The 19,579-nt window shown below is 39.1% G+C and carries 16 protein-coding genes, 1 pseudogene and 1 riboswitch; all 17 genes and pseudogenes read right to left on the bottom strand.

Annotated features, from left to right (window positions below; translation table 11 throughout):
* On the bottom strand, positions 1 to 589 hold a 589-nt coding region (locus tag ABLT31_RS33095), incomplete at its 3' end, for an IS4 family transposase (RefSeq protein ID WP_367759758.1).
* Positions 590 to 1,023: 434 nt separating this feature from the next.
* Entirely contained in the window at positions 1,024 to 1,395 is a 372-nt protein-coding gene (locus ABLT31_RS33090; protein ID WP_367759756.1) for a (2Fe-2S) ferredoxin domain-containing protein, read from the bottom strand.
* 61 nt (positions 1,396 to 1,456) lie between these two features.
* Positions 1,457 to 2,266: an ABC transporter ATP-binding protein gene (locus ABLT31_RS33085; RefSeq protein WP_367759754.1), complete on the bottom strand. Its 810-nt coding sequence runs from the start codon at positions 2,264 to 2,266 to the stop codon at positions 1,457 to 1,459.
* On the bottom strand, positions 2,263 to 3,336 hold the full coding sequence (locus ABLT31_RS33080) for a FecCD family ABC transporter permease (RefSeq protein ID WP_462976566.1): 1,074 nt from the start codon (positions 3,334 to 3,336) through the stop codon (positions 2,263 to 2,265). Before ABLT31_RS33080 ends, ABLT31_RS33085 begins: the two co-directional genes overlap by 4 nt.
* A gap of 100 nt (positions 3,337 to 3,436) precedes the next feature.
* Positions 3,437 to 4,471 carry an ABC transporter substrate-binding protein gene (locus ABLT31_RS33075; RefSeq protein WP_367759750.1) on the bottom strand — a complete coding sequence of 345 codons (1,035 nt, stop codon included), beginning with the start codon at positions 4,469 to 4,471 and terminating at the stop codon, positions 3,437 to 3,439.
* Between the two features lie 208 nt (positions 4,472 to 4,679).
* A riboswitch (cobalamin riboswitch) is annotated at positions 4,680 to 4,866 on the bottom strand.
* A 263-nt stretch (positions 4,867 to 5,129) separates the two neighbouring features.
* Complete coding sequence (locus ABLT31_RS33070; protein ID WP_367759748.1) at positions 5,130 to 5,258, bottom strand: hypothetical protein; 129 nt, start codon at positions 5,256 to 5,258, stop codon at positions 5,130 to 5,132.
* Positions 5,259 to 5,593: 335 nt separating this feature from the next.
* Positions 5,594 to 6,503 (bottom strand): annotated as a pseudogene (locus ABLT31_RS33065) (tyrosine-type recombinase/integrase).
* A 477-nt stretch (positions 6,504 to 6,980) separates the two neighbouring features.
* Positions 6,981 to 8,210: a hypothetical protein gene (locus ABLT31_RS33060; RefSeq protein ID WP_367759746.1), complete on the bottom strand. Its 1,230-nt coding sequence runs from the start codon at positions 8,208 to 8,210 to the stop codon at positions 6,981 to 6,983.
* A gap of 104 nt (positions 8,211 to 8,314) precedes the next feature.
* Positions 8,315 to 10,828: a DEAD/DEAH box helicase family protein gene (locus tag ABLT31_RS33055; RefSeq protein WP_367759744.1), complete on the bottom strand. Its 2,514-nt coding sequence runs from the start codon at positions 10,826 to 10,828 to the stop codon at positions 8,315 to 8,317.
* Positions 10,829 to 11,432: 604 nt separating this feature from the next.
* Positions 11,433 to 12,287 carry an Rpn family recombination-promoting nuclease/putative transposase gene (locus tag ABLT31_RS33050; protein ID WP_367759742.1) on the bottom strand — a complete coding sequence of 285 codons (855 nt, stop codon included), beginning with the start codon at positions 12,285 to 12,287 and terminating at the stop codon, positions 11,433 to 11,435.
* A 150-nt stretch (positions 12,288 to 12,437) separates the two neighbouring features.
* Entirely contained in the window at positions 12,438 to 12,968 is a 531-nt protein-coding gene (locus ABLT31_RS33045) for a hypothetical protein (protein ID WP_367759740.1), read from the bottom strand.
* Between the two features lie 14 nt (positions 12,969 to 12,982).
* Entirely contained in the window at positions 12,983 to 14,026 is a 1,044-nt protein-coding gene (locus ABLT31_RS33040; RefSeq protein WP_367759738.1) for a bifunctional lytic transglycosylase/C40 family peptidase, read from the bottom strand.
* A gap of 76 nt (positions 14,027 to 14,102) precedes the next feature.
* A complete protein-coding gene (locus ABLT31_RS33035) occupies positions 14,103 to 14,474 on the bottom strand; it encodes a hypothetical protein (RefSeq protein ID WP_367759736.1) in 372 nt (123 codons plus the stop codon).
* A gap of 26 nt (positions 14,475 to 14,500) precedes the next feature.
* Entirely contained in the window at positions 14,501 to 16,000 is a 1,500-nt protein-coding gene (locus ABLT31_RS33030; RefSeq protein ID WP_367759734.1) for a CD3337/EF1877 family mobilome membrane protein, read from the bottom strand.
* An 11-nt stretch (positions 16,001 to 16,011) separates the two neighbouring features.
* On the bottom strand, positions 16,012 to 16,446 hold the full coding sequence (locus ABLT31_RS33025) for a hypothetical protein (RefSeq protein ID WP_367759732.1): 435 nt from the start codon (positions 16,444 to 16,446) through the stop codon (positions 16,012 to 16,014).
* The gene (locus tag ABLT31_RS33020) at positions 16,446 to 17,390 is read right to left on the bottom strand and encodes an ATP-binding protein (protein WP_367759730.1); all 945 of its coding nucleotides are present in this window, start codon (positions 17,388 to 17,390) and stop codon (positions 16,446 to 16,448) included. Before ABLT31_RS33020 ends, ABLT31_RS33025 begins: the two co-directional genes overlap by 1 nt.
* Before the next feature lie 148 nt (positions 17,391 to 17,538).
* Positions 17,539 to 19,371 (bottom strand): group II intron reverse transcriptase/maturase, encoded by a 1,833-nt coding sequence (ltrA, locus tag ABLT31_RS33015; RefSeq protein ID WP_367759728.1) that lies wholly within the window; start codon positions 19,369 to 19,371, stop codon positions 17,539 to 17,541.
* Between the last annotated feature and the right edge of the window lie 208 nt (positions 19,372 to 19,579).

Genomic DNA, 19,579 nt, shown 5'->3' with positions numbered 1-19,579 from the left:
CTTGTTTTTCCACCGTTTTCGCTAATTTGGCACCATATAAACCATCACTCGTGCTACCACTGCCTACGTCTACATGTAAAAATTGGCCGGACTTAAGGTCGTATTCCAATTTAATTTTTACACCGGATGTATGAGCACTCCCTCCGGATCCGGGATAACAGTGAGCATAGAGGTCTGGTAGCTGAAAGACCGTCGCATCTAGAATGCGAATCCGTTTGAAATAGCGGTCTAGATCGCAAGGGATGGTAGAAGAAGAGGCTAATTTTTTACGAAGAAGCGTGGAAAAAAGTTTTCTTAGAAAATCTACTCCGGATTCATTAAATTTTTGGTTAAGACCCTCTGAACTCAGGGAAACGCTTCTGAAAGCATCCAGTTGACTACATAAGGATGTTAATGAATCGGTAGAAAGATCTTGATTTGAGAAAGAACATAAGAAAATGAAATCTTGAGCTGCCAGTTTTCCCTTACGCTGAATAAACCCAGTTTGTCGAGCTAGTTCTTCCAATTGAGTAAAAGAAAAATATTGCCGTAATTCTTGAACCATAAGCTGTACTTCTTCGTTGATGGAAAGGGAGGGCATCGGTTCCATAGAAAATCATCCTTTCTAAAAATAAATAGACTTATAGAAAGGATATCCTATTTTTTCCTTTTTGGGGGTACGAGTTGTACTTAGCTTGATGGGCATGGGGTAAGTCCGAGATAAGTCCAAAAACGGCCACAGGGATGGATTTTGTTGGAAAATATATAAATTAGGCTACTTCAAATGAAAGTAATGTTTATACTAAGCCCCGATAAACAACAAAGTGGCAATCCAGAACGATGAAAATAACATCTGGATTGCCACTTTTTATTGAACTATTGATCCCGGTTAGATGAATAAAGACCCTTATAGACAATGATATTAAAGATCAGTCAATAAAAAGCCACCCTAAAATGGATGGCAACAGATTTTAGCTAGTCAGGAAATTTTTTAAGAGGTTGCTTATTCATTATACTAAAATAGTCTGAAATGACCGATCGCATTTATTTTTGCATCTTCAATACTCCTAAAGGACTTTGAATTGAAGGAGAAAAATGTTTATCTTGATAAGTATAACTAACATGGGGATGCAGAATCTTTCCTTCATCAAATAGATGACAACGGACTATTTCAGTTCCAATCTCTGGTGTAATCCCTCTATACCATATTCCTTCTGGGTAAACAATCACGACGCACGCATCCTCACATCGCCCATTACATTTAGTGCGCGTCGTATGAATTTTATTATCTGCTCCAAGCGCTTTAATCTCTTGTCTGATCGCTAGAGTCACTTCTTCCGCCCCATTTTTCATACAACTTCCACCATTACAGATCAATACATGGTGCCGAGTTTCAGACAAATTCCAAGTCGTCATAACCATACATCCCCGCTAAAGAAATTGATACACTCAAGCATGCATAAACTACAAAACTACATTAGTTAGAGCTACTTCGGTAGTCCTCCCCATATCTAGGTACAACCGTCTCCGAAAAGAAGGTAATGTGTGTTTTATTGGTAATGGGATGTATAGTGACTTCCGTTTCTACCTCAAAAACATCACGAATGAGATCTGGACGGAGGACCTCCCTCGGAGTGCCTGATGTTACGATTTGACCCGATTTAATCACATATAGACGATCACAATACATGGCAGAAATATTTAAATCGTGCAAAGCTGCCAGAACCGTGATGCCAAGAGATTTAATAAGATCCATTATTTGTAGTTGATAGCGAATATCAAGATGGTTGGTAGGTTCATCCAAAATGAGAAGTCTTGCTTGTTGAGCCAACGCTCTTGCAATAAGCACCCTCTGTTTTTCTCCCCCAGATAACGTCATATAGCTACGATCAGCAAAATCTCCCATACCCACGCGAGACAATGCTTCTTTAACAATATATAGATCCTCGCAAGTATCAAACTCAAATAGTCGTTTATGTGGAGAACGACCCATCTGAACGATTTCACGAACTGAAAAATCAAATTCAACGGGAGATTCCTGTCGAACCACAGCCATACATTGTGCAGTTTGGCGAGCAGATAAAGTAAAGATGTCGTTTTCATCCAACTTGATGATTCCAGCATCAGGTTCTATCATTCGATATACACTTTTTAGTAGCGTGGATTTCCCACTTCCATTTGGACCAATTAGACCAACAAATTCTCCCGTTTTTACGTCTAATCCAATGTTTTCTAAAAGCACTCTCTTTTGGATACTAATTGAAAGATTTTGCACCATGAGATTCATCTTCCGTCACCTCCGAATGAATAAGTGCTTTTTCGCATTTGCCAAATAAAGAATGGTCCACCACACAAAGAAGTGATAATACCAATCGGAATTTCTTCGGGTGCGAACAACAGTCTTGCTATAACATCACACCAAATAACAAAAATGGCACCAAATAATACACTTACAGATAAAACACGACGATGATCAGAACCCACCAGGAATCGGACAAGATGAGGCATCATTAGCCCAACAAAACCAATAGCACCACTAACGGCTACAATAACGCCAGTTAGAAGAGCCGTTATGATTAAAAGAAGTTTCCGAAATTGATCTGTATTCACTCCAAGTGTACTTGCTGTTTCCTCACCCATCAGTAAAACATTGAGTGATCTTGACTGAAGGAGAAGAACCACCGTGCCAACGATGACGGCAAGGGCTGGAAGGGTTAAATAGCCCCATTTTGCCCCTGTTAAACTTCCTTTGATCCAAAATAGCACAGAGCGAAGAGCAGACTCTTTCGGTGCGGCAAGAACAATGAGACTCGTTACTGCCAATAATACGGCTGAAATCGCAATTCCAGCGAGTAATAGCCGAACCGTTGAAATGCGTCCTCCCACTTGCGACAGGTGAAAAACACATAGCATGGATAATAGCGCACCAGTAAATGCCCCAGCGGAAAGTGCATATTGACCAAATATACTAAAGGCACCAAACAAAATCACCAACGTAGCGCCGACTGATGCACCAGAGGATACGCCCAAAATATAAGGATCAGCAAGAGAATTTCTAACAAGAGCCTGTATGGACACACCAACAACGGACAATCCTGCGCCGACAATTGCTCCCAATATTACTCTTGGAAAGCGGATATCCCAAATAATATGCTCTTGCGCCTTAGACCAATCAACTTGTACCCATTCCCCGATCATCGGGAGATGAGATAAGGCAATCCTCCATACCGTTTCAGGATGAATGGGAACAGGTCCAAGAGTAATAGCAATGGTCATTGAAACAAAAAGGATAATAATCAATCCAATAGAGAGGATAGGGAACCAAACCCAGTAGCTACTACTACTGGGTTTTTTCATTTCTATTTTACCGATGTTAGAACTATGATTAGATAACTCTTCCTTTTGGATGGAATTCTGCAAAGTATTTCACCTCTCCTCGTTAAACCACATGAACAGCTTACTTGAATTTTTCAGGATAGAATCCTTTTGCTAACGTTTCTAATGCACTCACATTTCTGACTCCCTCAAAAACACTTGATAGCGGAAGTACAACAAAACTTTTGTTTTTAATAGCCTTAACATCTGCCATTGCAGGATTATTTAATAAAAGTTTGATTTTTTCGTCTGCTGAGGTTTTACCATAATCATTAATCACAATAACCTCTGGATCACGCTTAACTACTTCTTCCCAACTTACCTTTGCCCAGTTTTTTTCGATATCATCAAACACATTTTTACCGCCTGCCATGGCAATCAGTGAAGTTTGTAACGATTGCCCAGCCGTAAACACGGTATCTTCTCCACTGTCAAAAACCAAAACACGAATCGGTTTTTCTACTTTTCCAACTTTGTTTTTGATCTCTTGTATATCTTTCTGCATGGATTGAACGAGTGCTTGCGCTTTTTGTTCGATATTAAAAATACGTCCAAGGTTCAGGATATCTTCATAAACATCTTCCATTTTTGCGGCAGTCACGTAAGTTCCTTTTGCTACATATGCTTTTATCCCATACTTAGCGAGATCATCCACTGCGGCTAATGCTTCTTTACCAGAAAATGCACTTTCACGTCCGTAAACGAAATCTGGATTTATCCCTAGTAATACTTCAAGAGAAGGATACTTTTCAGCGAGAACAGGTATCTTAGAGAATTTTTCCTTTAGTTCGGGAAGATATTCACCGTCACTATTATATGCAGTTCCAACTATATAATTTTCCAATCCAAGAGCTAACATAATTTCCGTTGTATGTTGATTTAAACTTACAACTCGTTTTGGTACTTCTTCAAAAGTGATCTCTCGATGATAATTTTGAATAGTAACGGGTTGATAGGCTTTTGGTTTCTCTGGTTCCTTTTGTTTGTCTTCAGTTTTTACTGGTTGCACCGAAGTTTCTTTTTCGCCTTGACCTGAACTATTGCATGCAGACAGAATAGAAACCATAACCATCATCCATACCAACAATGAGACACGTAATTTACAAGCCAATTTCATTCTTATCCCCCCTGTGTTAAATACTATACCTCTCTTCGATTGTTGTAGTTTCTACAAAAATATGACCACAACAACAAACAACAAAAAAAGCATCCCCCTTATTGGAAAGATGCTTTTACGTGCAACAAACGAATAGCTGATTTGATAAAACTTGTTCAAACCATTTCAGCATGTCACGTAACACCACCCCTATCTCCCGTAGGTTTTTATAGTGTTCTTCTTTATGGCAGGTCTCCTGACTTAGCCTCGACCATTTGTTCCCCCTTCCCAGTCCTTAAACCAGTGGGATACGAAACAGATGTCAGCATTACAGTGGCGGGACCGTGTCGGATTTAAACCGACTTCCCTTTTAAGCTACGATATTTATCGGTAGCACCATAAAGCACAATATTTAGTTGTTCAAGTGGTATTGTACTTCAAAATACAGGAGAATACTATTAAAATATTACTCTGTAAAATGAAATGATTTAAGATAATATATTCTATCCTTTTATTTAATATACATAATTCTCTCGTTGTTTCGTTTATCGAACTAAGAGGAAACTTCAGATGGTTTACCATAGGTCAAAGATCTTGATCAACCTTCCTTTTATAGAGATTCAATATTGATATTTTTAGCAAAATAAAAACCGCTAGTTAGCGGTTAGTGTGTAAAGAATTATTTGTTTTCTTCATATGCAATTAGAACTATGTTTTCGTTCGTATCTCGACGTATTTCTTCTTCTAGAGATTGAATTTTGTTTAGTTGATCGGCTGGTAAGGTAGCCACTGGAAAACTATTATCCATTTTGATTCCTCCTATATAGTATTTTATTAAAAGTATGGGCAAGGAACAGTTTATCTAAACGCGAAATCGTGCTTTCATTAACTCTTTACATCAGTTGCTATTGTATTAAAGTGTCTAGTATTATTACAGGAATGCTGCCCGTTAGCTGAGTAACCACATCTCATAAACGACGGTTTTTAAGATGGGGCTACTTATGGTTAATCATGGATAACTAGCTTATTCAAAACCCATAACAAAATCAAAGTCTCAATCTCAACTAAGATCAAGACTTTTTAGATAACTATTTTCATTTAATCTATTAGCAGTTCATCGCTCTCTTGTGTACATTAAATAATCTAAAATCTAGGTAAAGATTCTACCGCATCCGCTAAATCCTGATAACTATCCTTCAAGTACCTAGAAGTCGTCGCAATATTGCTATGCCCAGCCAGCCTTCTTACCTTCTCGATATCATTCCCCGTAGCTTTCAGCATCCACTTGCAAAACGTATGCCGAAACATGTGAGGAGTCAGCTTCTTTTTCGGAGTACTATAGTTTTCAATCATGGTCTGTATCCCTCGGATCGAAAACTGAGGGGATCTCTGGCTATAGAAAACATAAAGAGAATCAGCTACATATTCTTTTTTATTGGCCATTTCCGTTCGGAACTTTAACCAATCTACTAGTTCTTGAAGTAAGGTATTGGAAATCGGAATGGTCCGTACCTTGTTCCCTTTCCCTAGTACACGAATACGCTTAATCTCTAAGTCAATGTCGGTCAACTTCAGGTTGGACAATTCCTCAACCCTAAGACCAGCATACGTTAGAAGATAGACGACGGCCCGATCTCGGCGATATTTCTCCTCCGGATCAACCCCACGGCTGTACACCGGTGTCTTTCGCATCCGATTCAGCAAGTCTTCAAATTCTTCTTCCGTTAACCATTGGATATTCTCATGATCTTCATCCGCCGTTTTCAGATCCTCAATCCCCTCCATCGGATTATGTTGAAATTTTTTATTTCGTCGGGCCCAAGTATAAAAGCTACGCAAAGCATTCAACCGACGGTTGATCGTGGAGACGGCCAGCGGCTTCCCTTCCGACGGTCTCATCATCTGAGCGACCCACTTCCGGATATCCGTTTCCGTGACATAATCCTCTCCCGGTAGCATCAAAAAATTGATGGAGGTCGTTTAGGTAGGAAACGACCGTATGTCGGGACATCCCTTTCTTATTAAGATAGGTTAAATAATCGATCAAGATCATGAAGTACACCCTTTCACTTATATGCTGAGTTTGATAAGCTAAAATCACCCTGAAAATCTATCCTTTTTCCATATTATATGACGAGTATAGCATGGTTTCATAGAGTTTGAACATGTATAATGTAAATTATACGTCTAGTTAAACTGTACGATTATCTTAATTGATTCTTTTTATTATCCTTTCCACCCCAATCTCCTCAATGTGACACTACATTTTTATCAGTTAGAGTTGAAATTAGATGAATCCTTGAATAAATCAATAGATATTTAATCCGATAAAATTTATTTTGTAAGATTCGCTTTAAAGCACTATCACTTACAATTTACAATATGATCCATTCTTCAGCTAATTTTTATAAAAAACGATGAGTAAAATATATCCTGAAAATGATATTAATAAAAAAGCTGCCTTGAAATCAAAACAGCTTTAATTTCCCGTCGTCGACTTTGTGTAATTTGACAATTTTCTTGCGACTACCTAAAAAACGGCATCACTCCATGAATTGATAATTCGATCCATGTTTCTCCAACAATTGTTGAAAGGCTCGTATTCTCCGAAGACTAGTCTAACAATACCATTTTCCGGATCGTGCTCTTTACGTGGAATCTTAATTATCTGATATTGGATAATTGTATGTGTAGGGAATCCCCTGGGATGATTATTTTGAGCAAACCAAACTCCTGCAGGTGGCTTTAAAGCTTCATTTATTAATGGAACAATATATCTTGCCAAATTATCGAGATCTATTTCTTGCCCACTGGGCGGTACATATAAAATAGTCAGGTTTAAATTTATATGAAGTGGAAACAGACTAGGATACCGTTCTCTGAATTCATTTAGCAGTGCTCGAATAGTAGCTTTGAATTTTTCAGTGTCCCCCATTCTTGTCGGTAAACCTGCCGTTCTTAATGGCCTGAAAGAATGGGAGATGATTAAATTTCTGTGTTGTTCAAGTATTGTGTCTAGGAATTCATTACTGGAGATTCTATCATTAGGGAACAAATGTATAAGATCGAATGTTTTTAGTTTCTCAAGATTAAACCAATTCGATTGATATTGAACTAAATACATTCGTTTGAGGTTTAAAAAAGTCTCAAGTCCTATGATATCTTTTAAGTCCTCAATTCCCTCTAAATTTTCACGGATTTGATCCAACTGCTCAAATGGATCCTTATCCTCTTCATCAAAAATTTCTTTGTAATCATAAGTAGAGTGATCATCATCTTCAGGAAACCCATCACCGGATCTTATAGCTTCTACTAATCTTAGATCTTCATAAAAATCATAAAGTGGTGCCATTTGCATTTCAATACGTGGTATTTCATTCTGTTTTTGAATATGGTAATTAACGATCAAAATGCTAATCTGCCGGTCATCTTTTAAGGGAAGAATTAGATTTTCTAACCCTGTTGCTGGTCTCCAGAGAAGATCTAAGTAGTTTTTAGCTAATTGATGTATGCTTGGTGGATTACCCCTACTAGGGTAAAAATCCATATGTAAAACAACAGGACCACGAAAAGCTCGTCTTTTATTTGCTCTCATATAGCCGGTGATTTCTTGTTGGAATAATAACTTTTCTCTGTCATGCATACTTTTTTTGCTATAAGTTTCTTGATTAATACTAAAGTTGAATCTTCGTCTATAACGCTCCATATAACGATCATGATTGCCACGACTCGTACGAAATAAATAATCCAGTTTATTCATGTGCCCCATCCCCCGGCAACAGAGTTGTTGGTTAATATACAAAAGCCCTTTGATTTTTCCATCAAAAGGGCCTCAAATAACCGATAAAACATTTTTACAAAAGTTTATATTCTTGGTGTTTCTGAATATAAGTCCGATACAAGGTCATCTACAATTAGCTTGTGTGTCTGAAGAAGTTCCTGTATTTTTTTTTCTGATAGACTCTTTAAATCAAGATGCTTAAATTCTAAGAAAAATTTTTTCACATTATCAGTAAGCTTTTTTAGATGTTTTTCTCGCATTATTTCCACAGGGTAATTGAAACCTGCTGCACTAGCAACTTTCCTTGTATTAATGATCATTATTCTCTTAATAGAAATCTCACCATAATTTTTTGAAAACCAAGCACAAGCGTTATTCATTTGACCTGTTTCATCTTTATTTATTTCTCCTCTTTCAAGATCCACATTATTTTTACATTCAATAAGCATATACTGATTGTCTGTTATTTTCCAGAGGTTATCCGGTCCCTCTTTCCATTCTTTGTCTGGCCGTTGGCTTGGGAACCCAAGTGATTTAGCAAGTTCATCTAAAGCTGATTCAAATCGATCAGCTTTAACACCGTATCTGAGTTTACTCAAGATGTCTTCAACAGCTATGAATAATTCTTCAAAAGTAGCATAATTTTGGATCCAATTTATTATATTTTCGACTCTTTTTAAACTAACTGGAGGAATTTTAGAAATCTGCATTCCTTCTTTTGGTTTAAGTAAAAATCGATTCTTCCGATGTGCTGAAATTTGATATGTGTTTGACCGATCTCTTGAGAGTGGGTATATTAAGCGAGCCATCTCTTGCAAATACCATCCTCTTTCTTCTTCGGTTTTTACATGTTTATCAATTATGTTCTGGATGGTATTTACCGCCTCTTCATAAAGGCCATTATTATAATAGTCTTCCGCCTTTTTTTCCAGTTCAAACACTTCCAAAATCTCATTCTGTGGATTTTCTAATTCCATTTCATCCATTTGTTGCTTATAGAACTCTTTCCATCCTTCATCACGAGTTAATGATTGGTTTATTAAATTGTTTAACGATTGAATGGGTTCCGTGCCATTATTAATCTCTTCTTTTGCATACTCTGCAATTTCCAGTCCAATTTCCACCTGTGTTCTTGTTTGAACCGAAAAATACTTCCTCTTTTCCTGAGACCTAATTGCTCTCACTAATTCGGCTCCAGTAATAATAATGACACAATAATCTTTTTCTCCTCTAATACCTCTACCAGTTCCTTGTTCTATGGTTTGAGCTAATCGAACTGAAAGTATATCACTGTTGCTCCGACATTCCTCAATGTACCGATCATAGAGCGATTCAAAAAATGGCTTTGAATCAATCACCAATATTCTGCATGCATTGTCTGGTAAATCAATCCCATCATACCGATTAGCTATAACCAATGTTTTTTCATAATCTTTACTTTTAAGCTTTTCAATCTCCAATACGATGGTGTCTTTATTTGCTACCATGGCCCCGTATTTTTGCCAATCTTTAGTACTATTAAAACTGGGGACTAAAGCTACTACCCCATAATTTTTCTTTTTGGGTTTTGCAAATAAATTTACAATCTCTGTTCGATCTAACATCGGATCGATTAACGTAGGGATAAGGATCATTTTTTCCCCTGACCATCCCTCATTCTCATATTGCAACGGAGCCTTTACTGACTTTGAATCTATACCAAGTCCTCTTATTAAAAATGAGTCATCCGTGAGGGTGGCAGACATAAAGATTCTATGACTTGCCTTAAAATAAGATCCAAATAAATGCAAAGGCAATGTATATGGAATTATTTCTAGACTAGTCCCTGATATAAGGCATTGGCAATTTCTAATATCATCCTTTATTAATGGCCAAGTGAATTTAATATCTTTACTCGTACTATATTTTGATAAGATTTCTGCAACTTCAGTATGTTTATCTTGCCAATCCCAATAGGGAACAGGAAGTAATGCGTCATATTCCTTACGCTTTATATCTGCAAATGTCCCTACACCTTGGTTTTGGAGTTCAGGTCCAAACAAAGTAAGAATCTCCTGATACGCATTAGTTGTGTTCAGAAGTGTTATTTTACATGCATTCTTAATGACCTCAATACAAGCATGAGCATCATCCATTAAAACTGTAGAAACATTTAAAGATCTGGCACCTAAACCAAATTTAGTTTCACCATTGAATAATTTCTGAACTGAAGTAATCAGTATACTCTTTCCATCTATAAATTCATCGGGGATCTCGTCGGTAATAACACAATAGTTGATTCCGAAACTTTCCGCCTGTAAGCATGTTTGTTCTAATAAGTGATTATTATGACATAAGTACAATGCGGGGCCTGTCTTGTCGTTAAGTCTAGACTGGAGGATTAACAACCCTGTAAGTGTTTTCCCTTGTCCAGTATGCATTTTTAGTATTACGTCTTTTTGGGTTTTAAAATGATCAAACCATTTTTCAAGGATTTTTTCTTGTATCAGCCTAAGAGGACCTTTATCACTCGCCCTGTCTAATGATTGGTAAATATCCTTTGGATGAATTTTTCTTTCTATCACTTTTTTACCAAGCTTTTTTTTAAAATCAACCAATTCTCCCCACTCCCAAAAGTGTGTCGTTTATATCTACAATATTATACAGTTATTAACAAAATAATCCAACTTGTGATTGATGTACAAGTTATTAGATTTTTTTCTTTTCTTGTAATTAGAGTTCTTGATGACAAGACATGTCCAATATCCGTTAGGAATTAAGAAAATGGTCACCAATTGGGCACAGAATTCTTTTCATTAGATGAAAATTACTTTGTTTTATCTAGAATTTATGTCATGAAAAACCTTGATTGTTATTTAAAGGCTCTACGTTATTTCACTAAGTTAGATGGTACCCAATAAAAAGTTACTATTATAACTTCAAAACAGAGTGTGTTTTTTGTGTATGCAATCCGTAGATGGAAATCTTTCTCAAACTAAAATACATGGAGTGAAATCTTTTTAGAATGATACAAAACGGCATTATGTATCATTCAATCCCCAAAACCACTTATGTGCGGTTAATCTTAAGGTCGAAGCCTTCCTGTTTTGGTGTATTAGGTAGTCCTAGCCTGATGGGCATACAGTATTACACCAAAATTTAAATAATGTAAAAAGCCGACCCCCATGGAGATCAGCTTTTTACATATATCTAACTATATCCTCATTGCTTTCGAAGTTGTTCGATTTCATCCAAAGTGAGACCAGTTGCCTTCACAATGGTTTCCATATCTACACCAAGTTTCAGCAAATTCAAAGCCACTTCTTCTTTTCCCTTTTTTTCGGCCCGTCGCAAAGCAGAAAGTTCGTCCAGTAACGCCTTTTGGCGGGCTTCATAGGCCAATAACATCTCCGGATCTTGACTCACGCGATCCCATTCATCGATGGCCTTTTTAAGAGTTTGATCTTCTTGCATTGCGATCTCCTCCAATATTTGCGTGATTTCCTCATTTTCAGAGGCTTCAAGTAATAATAACCAACGTACCAAACGATTTTCCCGTGGATTTACTTCCCCATTTCGCCATTTAATTAACAACTTAGGAAGCTCCATGAAATGAATCTCTAACGCATCTGTCAGCAAAAACTTTTCTTCTTGCTCATACAATTTGAAGACAGAATGGTAATTAGCTGTATGATAAAAATAACGAAAATTAACAATATTAATGGTAATGGCACGGCATAATTCCCCGTAATCCATTCCCTCTTTCAGTGGGCTGGTGTACATTTTGGACCAATAATATAGGGTGCGTTTTTCCATATTATGCTTGTTATTCAGTTGAATTTCTATATTGATCCTACTTCCATCTTCCAACCGTGCATGAACATCCAAAATTGACTTTTTATCCTCAACATTTTCTTTGTTAAACTGCGGATCAAGTAGCGTAACCGTGGAAATCTGCTTGTCATCGGGTAATCGGAGAGCTGCATTCAAAAATGCTGCCAAAATGGATTCATTTCCATGTGTACCGAATATCGCTTTAAACGCAAAATCAACGCGCAAGTCCAATCTTTTTTTCATTTTTCCCTCCGTACAAACCAAATGACCATTTTCTTTTATTTTAACAAATTAGCTTTGCCTTCACCATTTCAAAAAATTTAAGTCGGGTAGGGCGGGTGTGTTTCCACACCTTTAAACGGAGTAAAGTAAGCGGGCGTGTCCTCTCCTTTTTTAACGTCCAGTCAATGGACCGACAAATGCGATATCATCCACTTTCCAACCTTGATCTTTTACATAAACCAGATTGGTTTTCACCAGGACGGTTTCTGTGTTAGCCACATGATTAAATTCGGTCGTGAGCTTAAATTCATTGATAAACTCAGCTTCTGTTTTCGTTCCTTGATACGCAAAAGGCTTGAGACCTTTCATAGAAGACCGGACCGATGAATTCGATTTTGGCAATTCTTGACCGGAAGGATGAGTGGCTTGATACCCTCGATTGGTCATCATGGGTTTTATATGTTCATACCGTTGGGCCGTCGTTTCATAGGTGAAAAAGGTGTGAAGGAACGCCTGATTAACCTTTAATGCTTCGGTATGTTCCACACGAGATAACGATTCCATTTGCTCTTCATAATGTTTCTGATTCGCGAGTACCTCTTGTAGCTGGGAGCGCAAACTAAAGACATACAGAATAACAAGAACAGCCAAAACAAATCCACACATCAAAAGAAAAAAGTTTCGCTTTCGTTCTCCCTCCATTCTTTCATTCCTTTCTATTCAATTCTTCTAAATCCTAAATAGGGATACAGGTCTTTCCACTGCTGTACTGATGAATAACTCACCCCACCACTGCCATTGGCATTGATGAATGTCCCGTTTCCCACGTACATACCGACATGGGAAGGACCTGGCTTGTACGTCGAGAAGAAGACTAGATCTCCCGGCTTCGCTTCTTCATCCCGAATCGGTATCGTCTTGTCATATTGGGACTTCGCTGTACCATACAGATTCACTCCAATTTGGGCAAAGGCGTATTCCAGTAATCCCGAACAATCAAATCCACCGTCGCTTGGTGTTCTTCCTCCCCACACATAAGGGAGGCCGAGATACTTTTTCATAATGTCATGCACTTTTTCCACATCAAAGGATTGCGTACCATCCCCCACCACTTCGAGGCCTTTTTCTTGGCTATAATAACGAAGAACATGGTCAACATAGTTCACATCTCCATATCCATCCCACCCCATCTTGGTAGCCATCATCTCACTGAATTCCTTGGCTACTTGCTTGGAATATCCGCCTCGTGGCATCGCATAATCGATAAAGCCATTGCCAAAGTTATAGGCTTGAAGGGCCAAAGGAATATCCCCCTTCGCCTGTTTTAACACCTGGGCAAAATATTGGACACCAATGGAAATCGAGTATTCAGGGTCCATAATGGTTTGGGGTGGAAGCCCGATGGATTCGGATGCTTGCATGACATCTAAGCTCCTCCCCCCTGATTCTTGCTGAATTAAGGCTAGGATCAAACCGACATAGGGCTCTATATCGTTCTCTGCCGCATATTTCCGAATCAACGGTTCATATCGTAAAACCTCTTTGGAAACGTGTACCGTGCCTGCTGCTCCCTCTCTAGGGGAATCCCATGAATCATCTCCCCCGAGAGAGATCGCGATGAATAGAGTCATGCCAATCATGGAGGAGACAAACAGAGCCAGCATAAGGAGAATCCATGTAACCGGACTCTTGAGAATGGCAACCTTCGCCGTCGTATGGGCGTTTTTTTTAAAGACGTGTTCCATACCTTCTCCTTTCAAGAAGGCATTCAGACAAGAAAGGCATCTCCCTCGATGAAAGAGAGTCGTCTATAGTGTCCAAATGCCTCTTTCAGCCTCATTCCCCTTCCTTAGGATTCGATGAACGAAGCTGGGAAGACTTTTCATCCCGAGTAGAAGCGATCTCTGCTCGGCTAGCATCAATCTGCTTTTGGGCCTCATATCGGGTAATGGGTTTATTCGGATCGATCTTCAAGTGTGTACGTGGGGCGGTGGATGCTGGATCTCGATACTTGGATAATGGCCTTTGATCCGATGATGGCGTCACTTTGGGACCTTCACTCTTCATACTCGCTTTTCTCGATTCAGATGGAGGACGATGAGGATTATGCTTGCTGGGAACGGAAGTTCTGGAAGTCCCATGATCCATTACCCCTTCTCCTTTTCCTTTCTTATAAGCATCTAATTGAACCACACCTTCACCTGCCATCCGTGAAGCGGACTTTGGCGCTGTTCCTAGTCCACCAGCCAGCTGTTCTTGTCGGACCGCGGAACGGAGTGAAATTGAGGTTGGCGTTTCGAGCTTTCTTTGACTTCTCCATTTCTACTGGAGATTGCTTCCCTGCGTTTTTGAGATAGAAAGTTTGCTCCTTTTACCGCCATACGAGCCGGTACTTTCACCCCGGTAGCTCCCACTTCACCCAGTTTATCGGCTGTCGCAAAGGTCATACGCTCGGCCATTTGTTGACCTTGAATGACCCCAGCAGACGCCACTTCAAAGATTTCCGAACGATATTGCATCAATCCCCAAATGACCAGCACGATGAGGAACACAACAAATGCATACCCTTCAATCCCGTCGGTCATTTTCACAGATTCATACAGCAAGGTGACTAACCCGGTAATGACCGCAGTTAGAAGAACTAATCCCCCCTTCATCAAGAGAACCCCAATCACCTTTTTAAAATGATGGATAGCCGTTTCACTATAAGATGGGATCAGAGAGATCACCAACGGTATGGCCGTAAAGATGACCAGCGCTAAAAACCAAACTTGAAGCAGGAACTTAAACGAGGCTAATAAAAGAATCGGAATGGCTAAAGCAAAGGTAGAAAGTATCGTAATCAAGATGTTTCCAAACCGTTCACCGCTATAATCTGGCGACATTTGCTTGTTTTCATAATCGATAACCTCTTTACTTACTATTTCAGATCGTTGTTCTTTCCCTTCTTCGGTATATGGTTTAATGGTTAATAGACTGTCAACCCGATTCGGATTTTCATCATTTACTTCCGTTTCGTTTGTCGTACCGTAATTCAACAATAAATAAGGTCGTTTCACCATTAATTGAAACAACTGATTTTCAAGGACCGCCGTCCCTTCTTGCGCGTCATACGCTTCATTCGCGTTGAAGTTTTCAGAGGTCATAAGGACATTGGCCGAACTCGCCATCCCCTCAAGTTCCGCTCCCCATTCGTTCAACTTGACAATATTACCCGTGGCATCTTCATAAAACCAAAAGGTAAAAACCATAATGATGAGAGATCCTAAGATCGCTTTGATCGCATGACCAGCTTGCTGATTAACATAAAAACGATAGGCTGCCGTTCCTCCTACGATTACCACTAATAAAGAAAGGAAGGTTCCAACCATTAAGTCATAGATTCGTTCACTCATCACTCCCGCTTCTTGAGCAATCAAACCAATTAAATCAAAGGACATCAATTGATCGATCGCAAAGAGAGTAAACGAAGCAACCGTTTTGTTAAATCCCCACAAGGCATTATTCATAGAATGCAGCGCACGATCACCGGTCGCCTGAATGCCATCCTCGATATCCGCTTCGAGTTTATAATGATCGAGAGGATATTTTTTTTGCTCCAGGGTGACACGGCCGACCGTTTCCTCTTTCTTTTCTACGGTCGGTGAAACTTCTTCCGCGAAAGAAGAACCCGGTAGAAACACCACCACTAACAGAAGAAAGAATACCAACCCTCGCCGTTTAATGAATTTCATCAAACCCCTCCTTATTGATCGCAATGGATACAGGCTTGACGTTCAAAATTCTCTTCTATTTGATCACGATCTAGTTTCATACTTTTGTTTTGATCTATCTTCCATGTATCATCTTTTTTTCTTATCAGTAATTCATCTTTAACAGTGTTTTTACCATTTGGATTCTTAAAGTCTGCTAAGACATAATAGTTATCAAGCTCTTTATCATGGTAAACTTCAAAACGAATATCTTCGTATTTCAATCCTGAATCAATCCTTTTGTCACCCTTGTACGCTTCATAAGAACCTTCTTCGTAAAGAAACACTTGTTGACGGTCATAATCTCTATCAAACACTGCTTTCTCCCACTCATACGCCACTTTCGAAATCTCTTCCGGAGATGGACCTTGACTGCAACCCGGAAGGAGTGCAGTCAAAATCATTAAAGGTATGAATAACTTTTTCACTAAATAAACGCCTCCTCGGTCTCCGCTCTTCCTTTGTCATCCTCTTTGGTGTTGAACGCATGGACCCATTCGTGGAAGAGGACGTCCGTCTGAATCTTCGCTGTCCGTCCATACATGTCTTCGATGATGCACTGACCTTCTGTGAGATTCTTGAGCATGTCACGGTTGGCTTTGTTATCTTCCAATCCGAGAAATTCAATGATATTTTCAGCTTCCTCTGCGGTTTTGGCCTTAAAGGTAAATTTCGTACCGATATTTTCTTTGATATCCGGCCGGTTATAGTCCTCGGTGGACTGCGTAATGATGTACACAGCAGATCGTAACGATCGGCCTGTGCGCAGCATTTCTTTGATGAGCTTATCTCCTTGCCCCGTGTTCGTGAGCATCCATGCCTCTTCAAAGATCGTGATTTTGGTTTGAGAATCATCTCGAGCGAATTTCGTTGCGAATTTCGCCAACGGAATCATGAGTGCAACGGCAATGTGCTCATCTCGTGTGGCCGGCTTCTCCCCGTCTTCTGGAAGGGTCAAATTTTGAATTTGCAAGATGTTGACTTGCTCGGAAAGGCTGATCCCTGCTACGTTTCCATCGGAAAACATCAGCTTGGCAATGCCGTTTGTCCCCATTTCATAAAGCAGGTCTCCTACGTTTCTCACGCTCGGATCCTCTGATGATTGCAGATACTGAACAACTTTTAACAGCCCAGGCTTTCTCTCATGAGTTATCACGTGACGAACGCCTTTATAAATAGCCGTTTTGATATTTCGTTCCGTGGACTGAAGTTCAGACAAGTATTCCAAAATAGCCACGGCGGTATCATGTGCTTCTTCCCCTTCTAGGAAGGTGAGGGGGTCCAGCTTCCCCGCATCTTTTTTATCCGATGAGAACGTAATATAGTGGAAACTGTCAATCAACTCTTGAAAGAAGGGGACCGTTTTCTCCATATCAGGAGAAATAGCCTGTTTGAACTTTTTCTCCACTTATAGTGATAGGTAAGGCTTTGATATTATCTCTACCCTTTCCCCCACTTCACACTGAGCATGCCCCTTTCGAGGCACTCAGCGTTCCATCGTTTCCAACTGACATGATAAGTTAATTGGCTAATACTATCGGTTTATTTCCAGACTCTAGTCTGAGGCCGTTTAGTTTCTTCAGTTGTTTAGCTGTGAGGCGGAGAGCTTTGATCATGGCGATAATTTTCTTCTTATCTACCAAGTGTATCAACTTATGTACAAGGGAATCGATGATGACAAGATTGCTATATTTATCCGTACCACCATTTTTCAAGGGTTTGATGTGGTGACAGTGTACCCTATCTACTCCGACCCATTCACCCGTGACATAGCATTTACCATACTGTGCGATGTATTTTGATATCCTGTTGTCGTTGTATTCTATACTCCTCGTTTTAGAATAGGTTGACATCACTTGTCCTAATACATCTTTTGGTATTGCTCTTAAGTTACTGTGAATGTTCTCTCGTCCCTCAGCTGTGTAACTGCAAATGTCTGGCGAGAAATTCATAGGGCTTTTATGATGAACACCGGTAATAGGGAGTAGAGGTGTATTTTGCACTGCGTACACTTTCGTGTAACCCTTGATACCATTCGCTCTCTTCTGGAATTCCTCAGGTGTTTCACTAAACTTCATGACCTTAAAATGATTTTTGAGTCTAGATTTAATGGTTTTCAGTAAGATGTAGTTAATTTCCGTTAGATCAAGATAAATTTTAGTGGCATACTTGTAATAGTTTTGTATTCCAATTAAGGTAATATTAAATTTTAGTACATGTTCAGACGTCGGAGATTTTTGAATTTCTATAATTCTTTTCTTTAGGATTCTTTTCGTTTTATTTATGGCTTTATCCGTCATACTGGATTTAGCTACATATCCGTATCTGGACTTACCTTGTTGAACGGATTTGATTTTGAATCCTAAGAAAGTGGATGCATTCTTTTTCAGATTAACTACATTGGATTTTTCCTCATTGACTTCGAGTCCAAGTCTTTTATATAAGAAGTCAATGGTTGCATGATAGTATCTCTTGGCATCTTTATAAGTTCTACACATGATTTTGAAGTCATCCGCGTACCGAATGATATACCCATCTTTCAGGTTTGTGTATTTTCTCGCATACTGTAGAAATCCTTTGGTTTTTGCATTCTTTCGCTTGAAAGTTTCCCATTGATTACTTATCCACCAATCAAGCTCATTAAGAACGATATTGGATAAAAGAGGAGATATAATACCACCTTGCGGCGTCCCTTTTTTGGGTATTCCCTCTCCCTCAATTTCGGATTTCAGTATTTTGGAGATCACGCACAGTAGTGATTTATCTCTTATTCCTAAAGTCCACATCTGCTTAAGTAATTTTCCATGGTTCACATTGTCAAAGAATCCCTTGATATCAATGTCAACGCAGTAATGGTGATTTCCTACATTTATGAGGCTAATCATTCGACTTAAAGCATGATGGGTGCTTCTATTGGGTCTGAATCCATAGCTATGCTTGTGAAACTTCGCTTCGCATATGGGTTCTAAGACTTGTAATATGCTTTGCTGTACTAATCGATCCCAAATAGTAGGTATCCCTAGTGGACGCATTTTATGGCTTCCTTCTTTAGGAATAAGAACCCTTCTGACAGATTCTGGTTTATACTGTCCTAATCGCTTCCTGACTTCATGGACAATCTGTGTATCATTTAAGTGCCAGATGTCTTTAATGGTTAATCCATCTACTCCAGCGGTCTTACTACCTTTATTGGTTTTAATATTTCTGTATGCCAGTCTAATGTTTTGTTCTGAACCGATAATATCCATTAACTTATAGAAGTTGTTACCATTAAGACTACTGGAATATAACTCATCATACATCGTTTGCATGTCGTAATATTCGCTATGTCTTAACTTGGCTTTCTTCAACATGGGCTGTAGTCTCCTTTCTGGAGAAACTACATCTCTTAGTCTTACTCGAAACCATGTTAACCGTTAGTAACTGTCAGTCTTCAATCGACTAGTGGCTATCCCTCAGCGTTCATTACACGCTTCATCAGTACTGTGCCACCACTTTCACTACCATAAATCTAGGTTATACATCTAACTAATCTCATTAGTGCTTTCCCTAGAACCGTTT

The organism is Ammoniphilus soli, from assembly GCF_040813775.1.
Note: the sequence above shows the minus strand (reverse complement) of the source record. Positions and strands in the feature narration are given on the sequence as shown.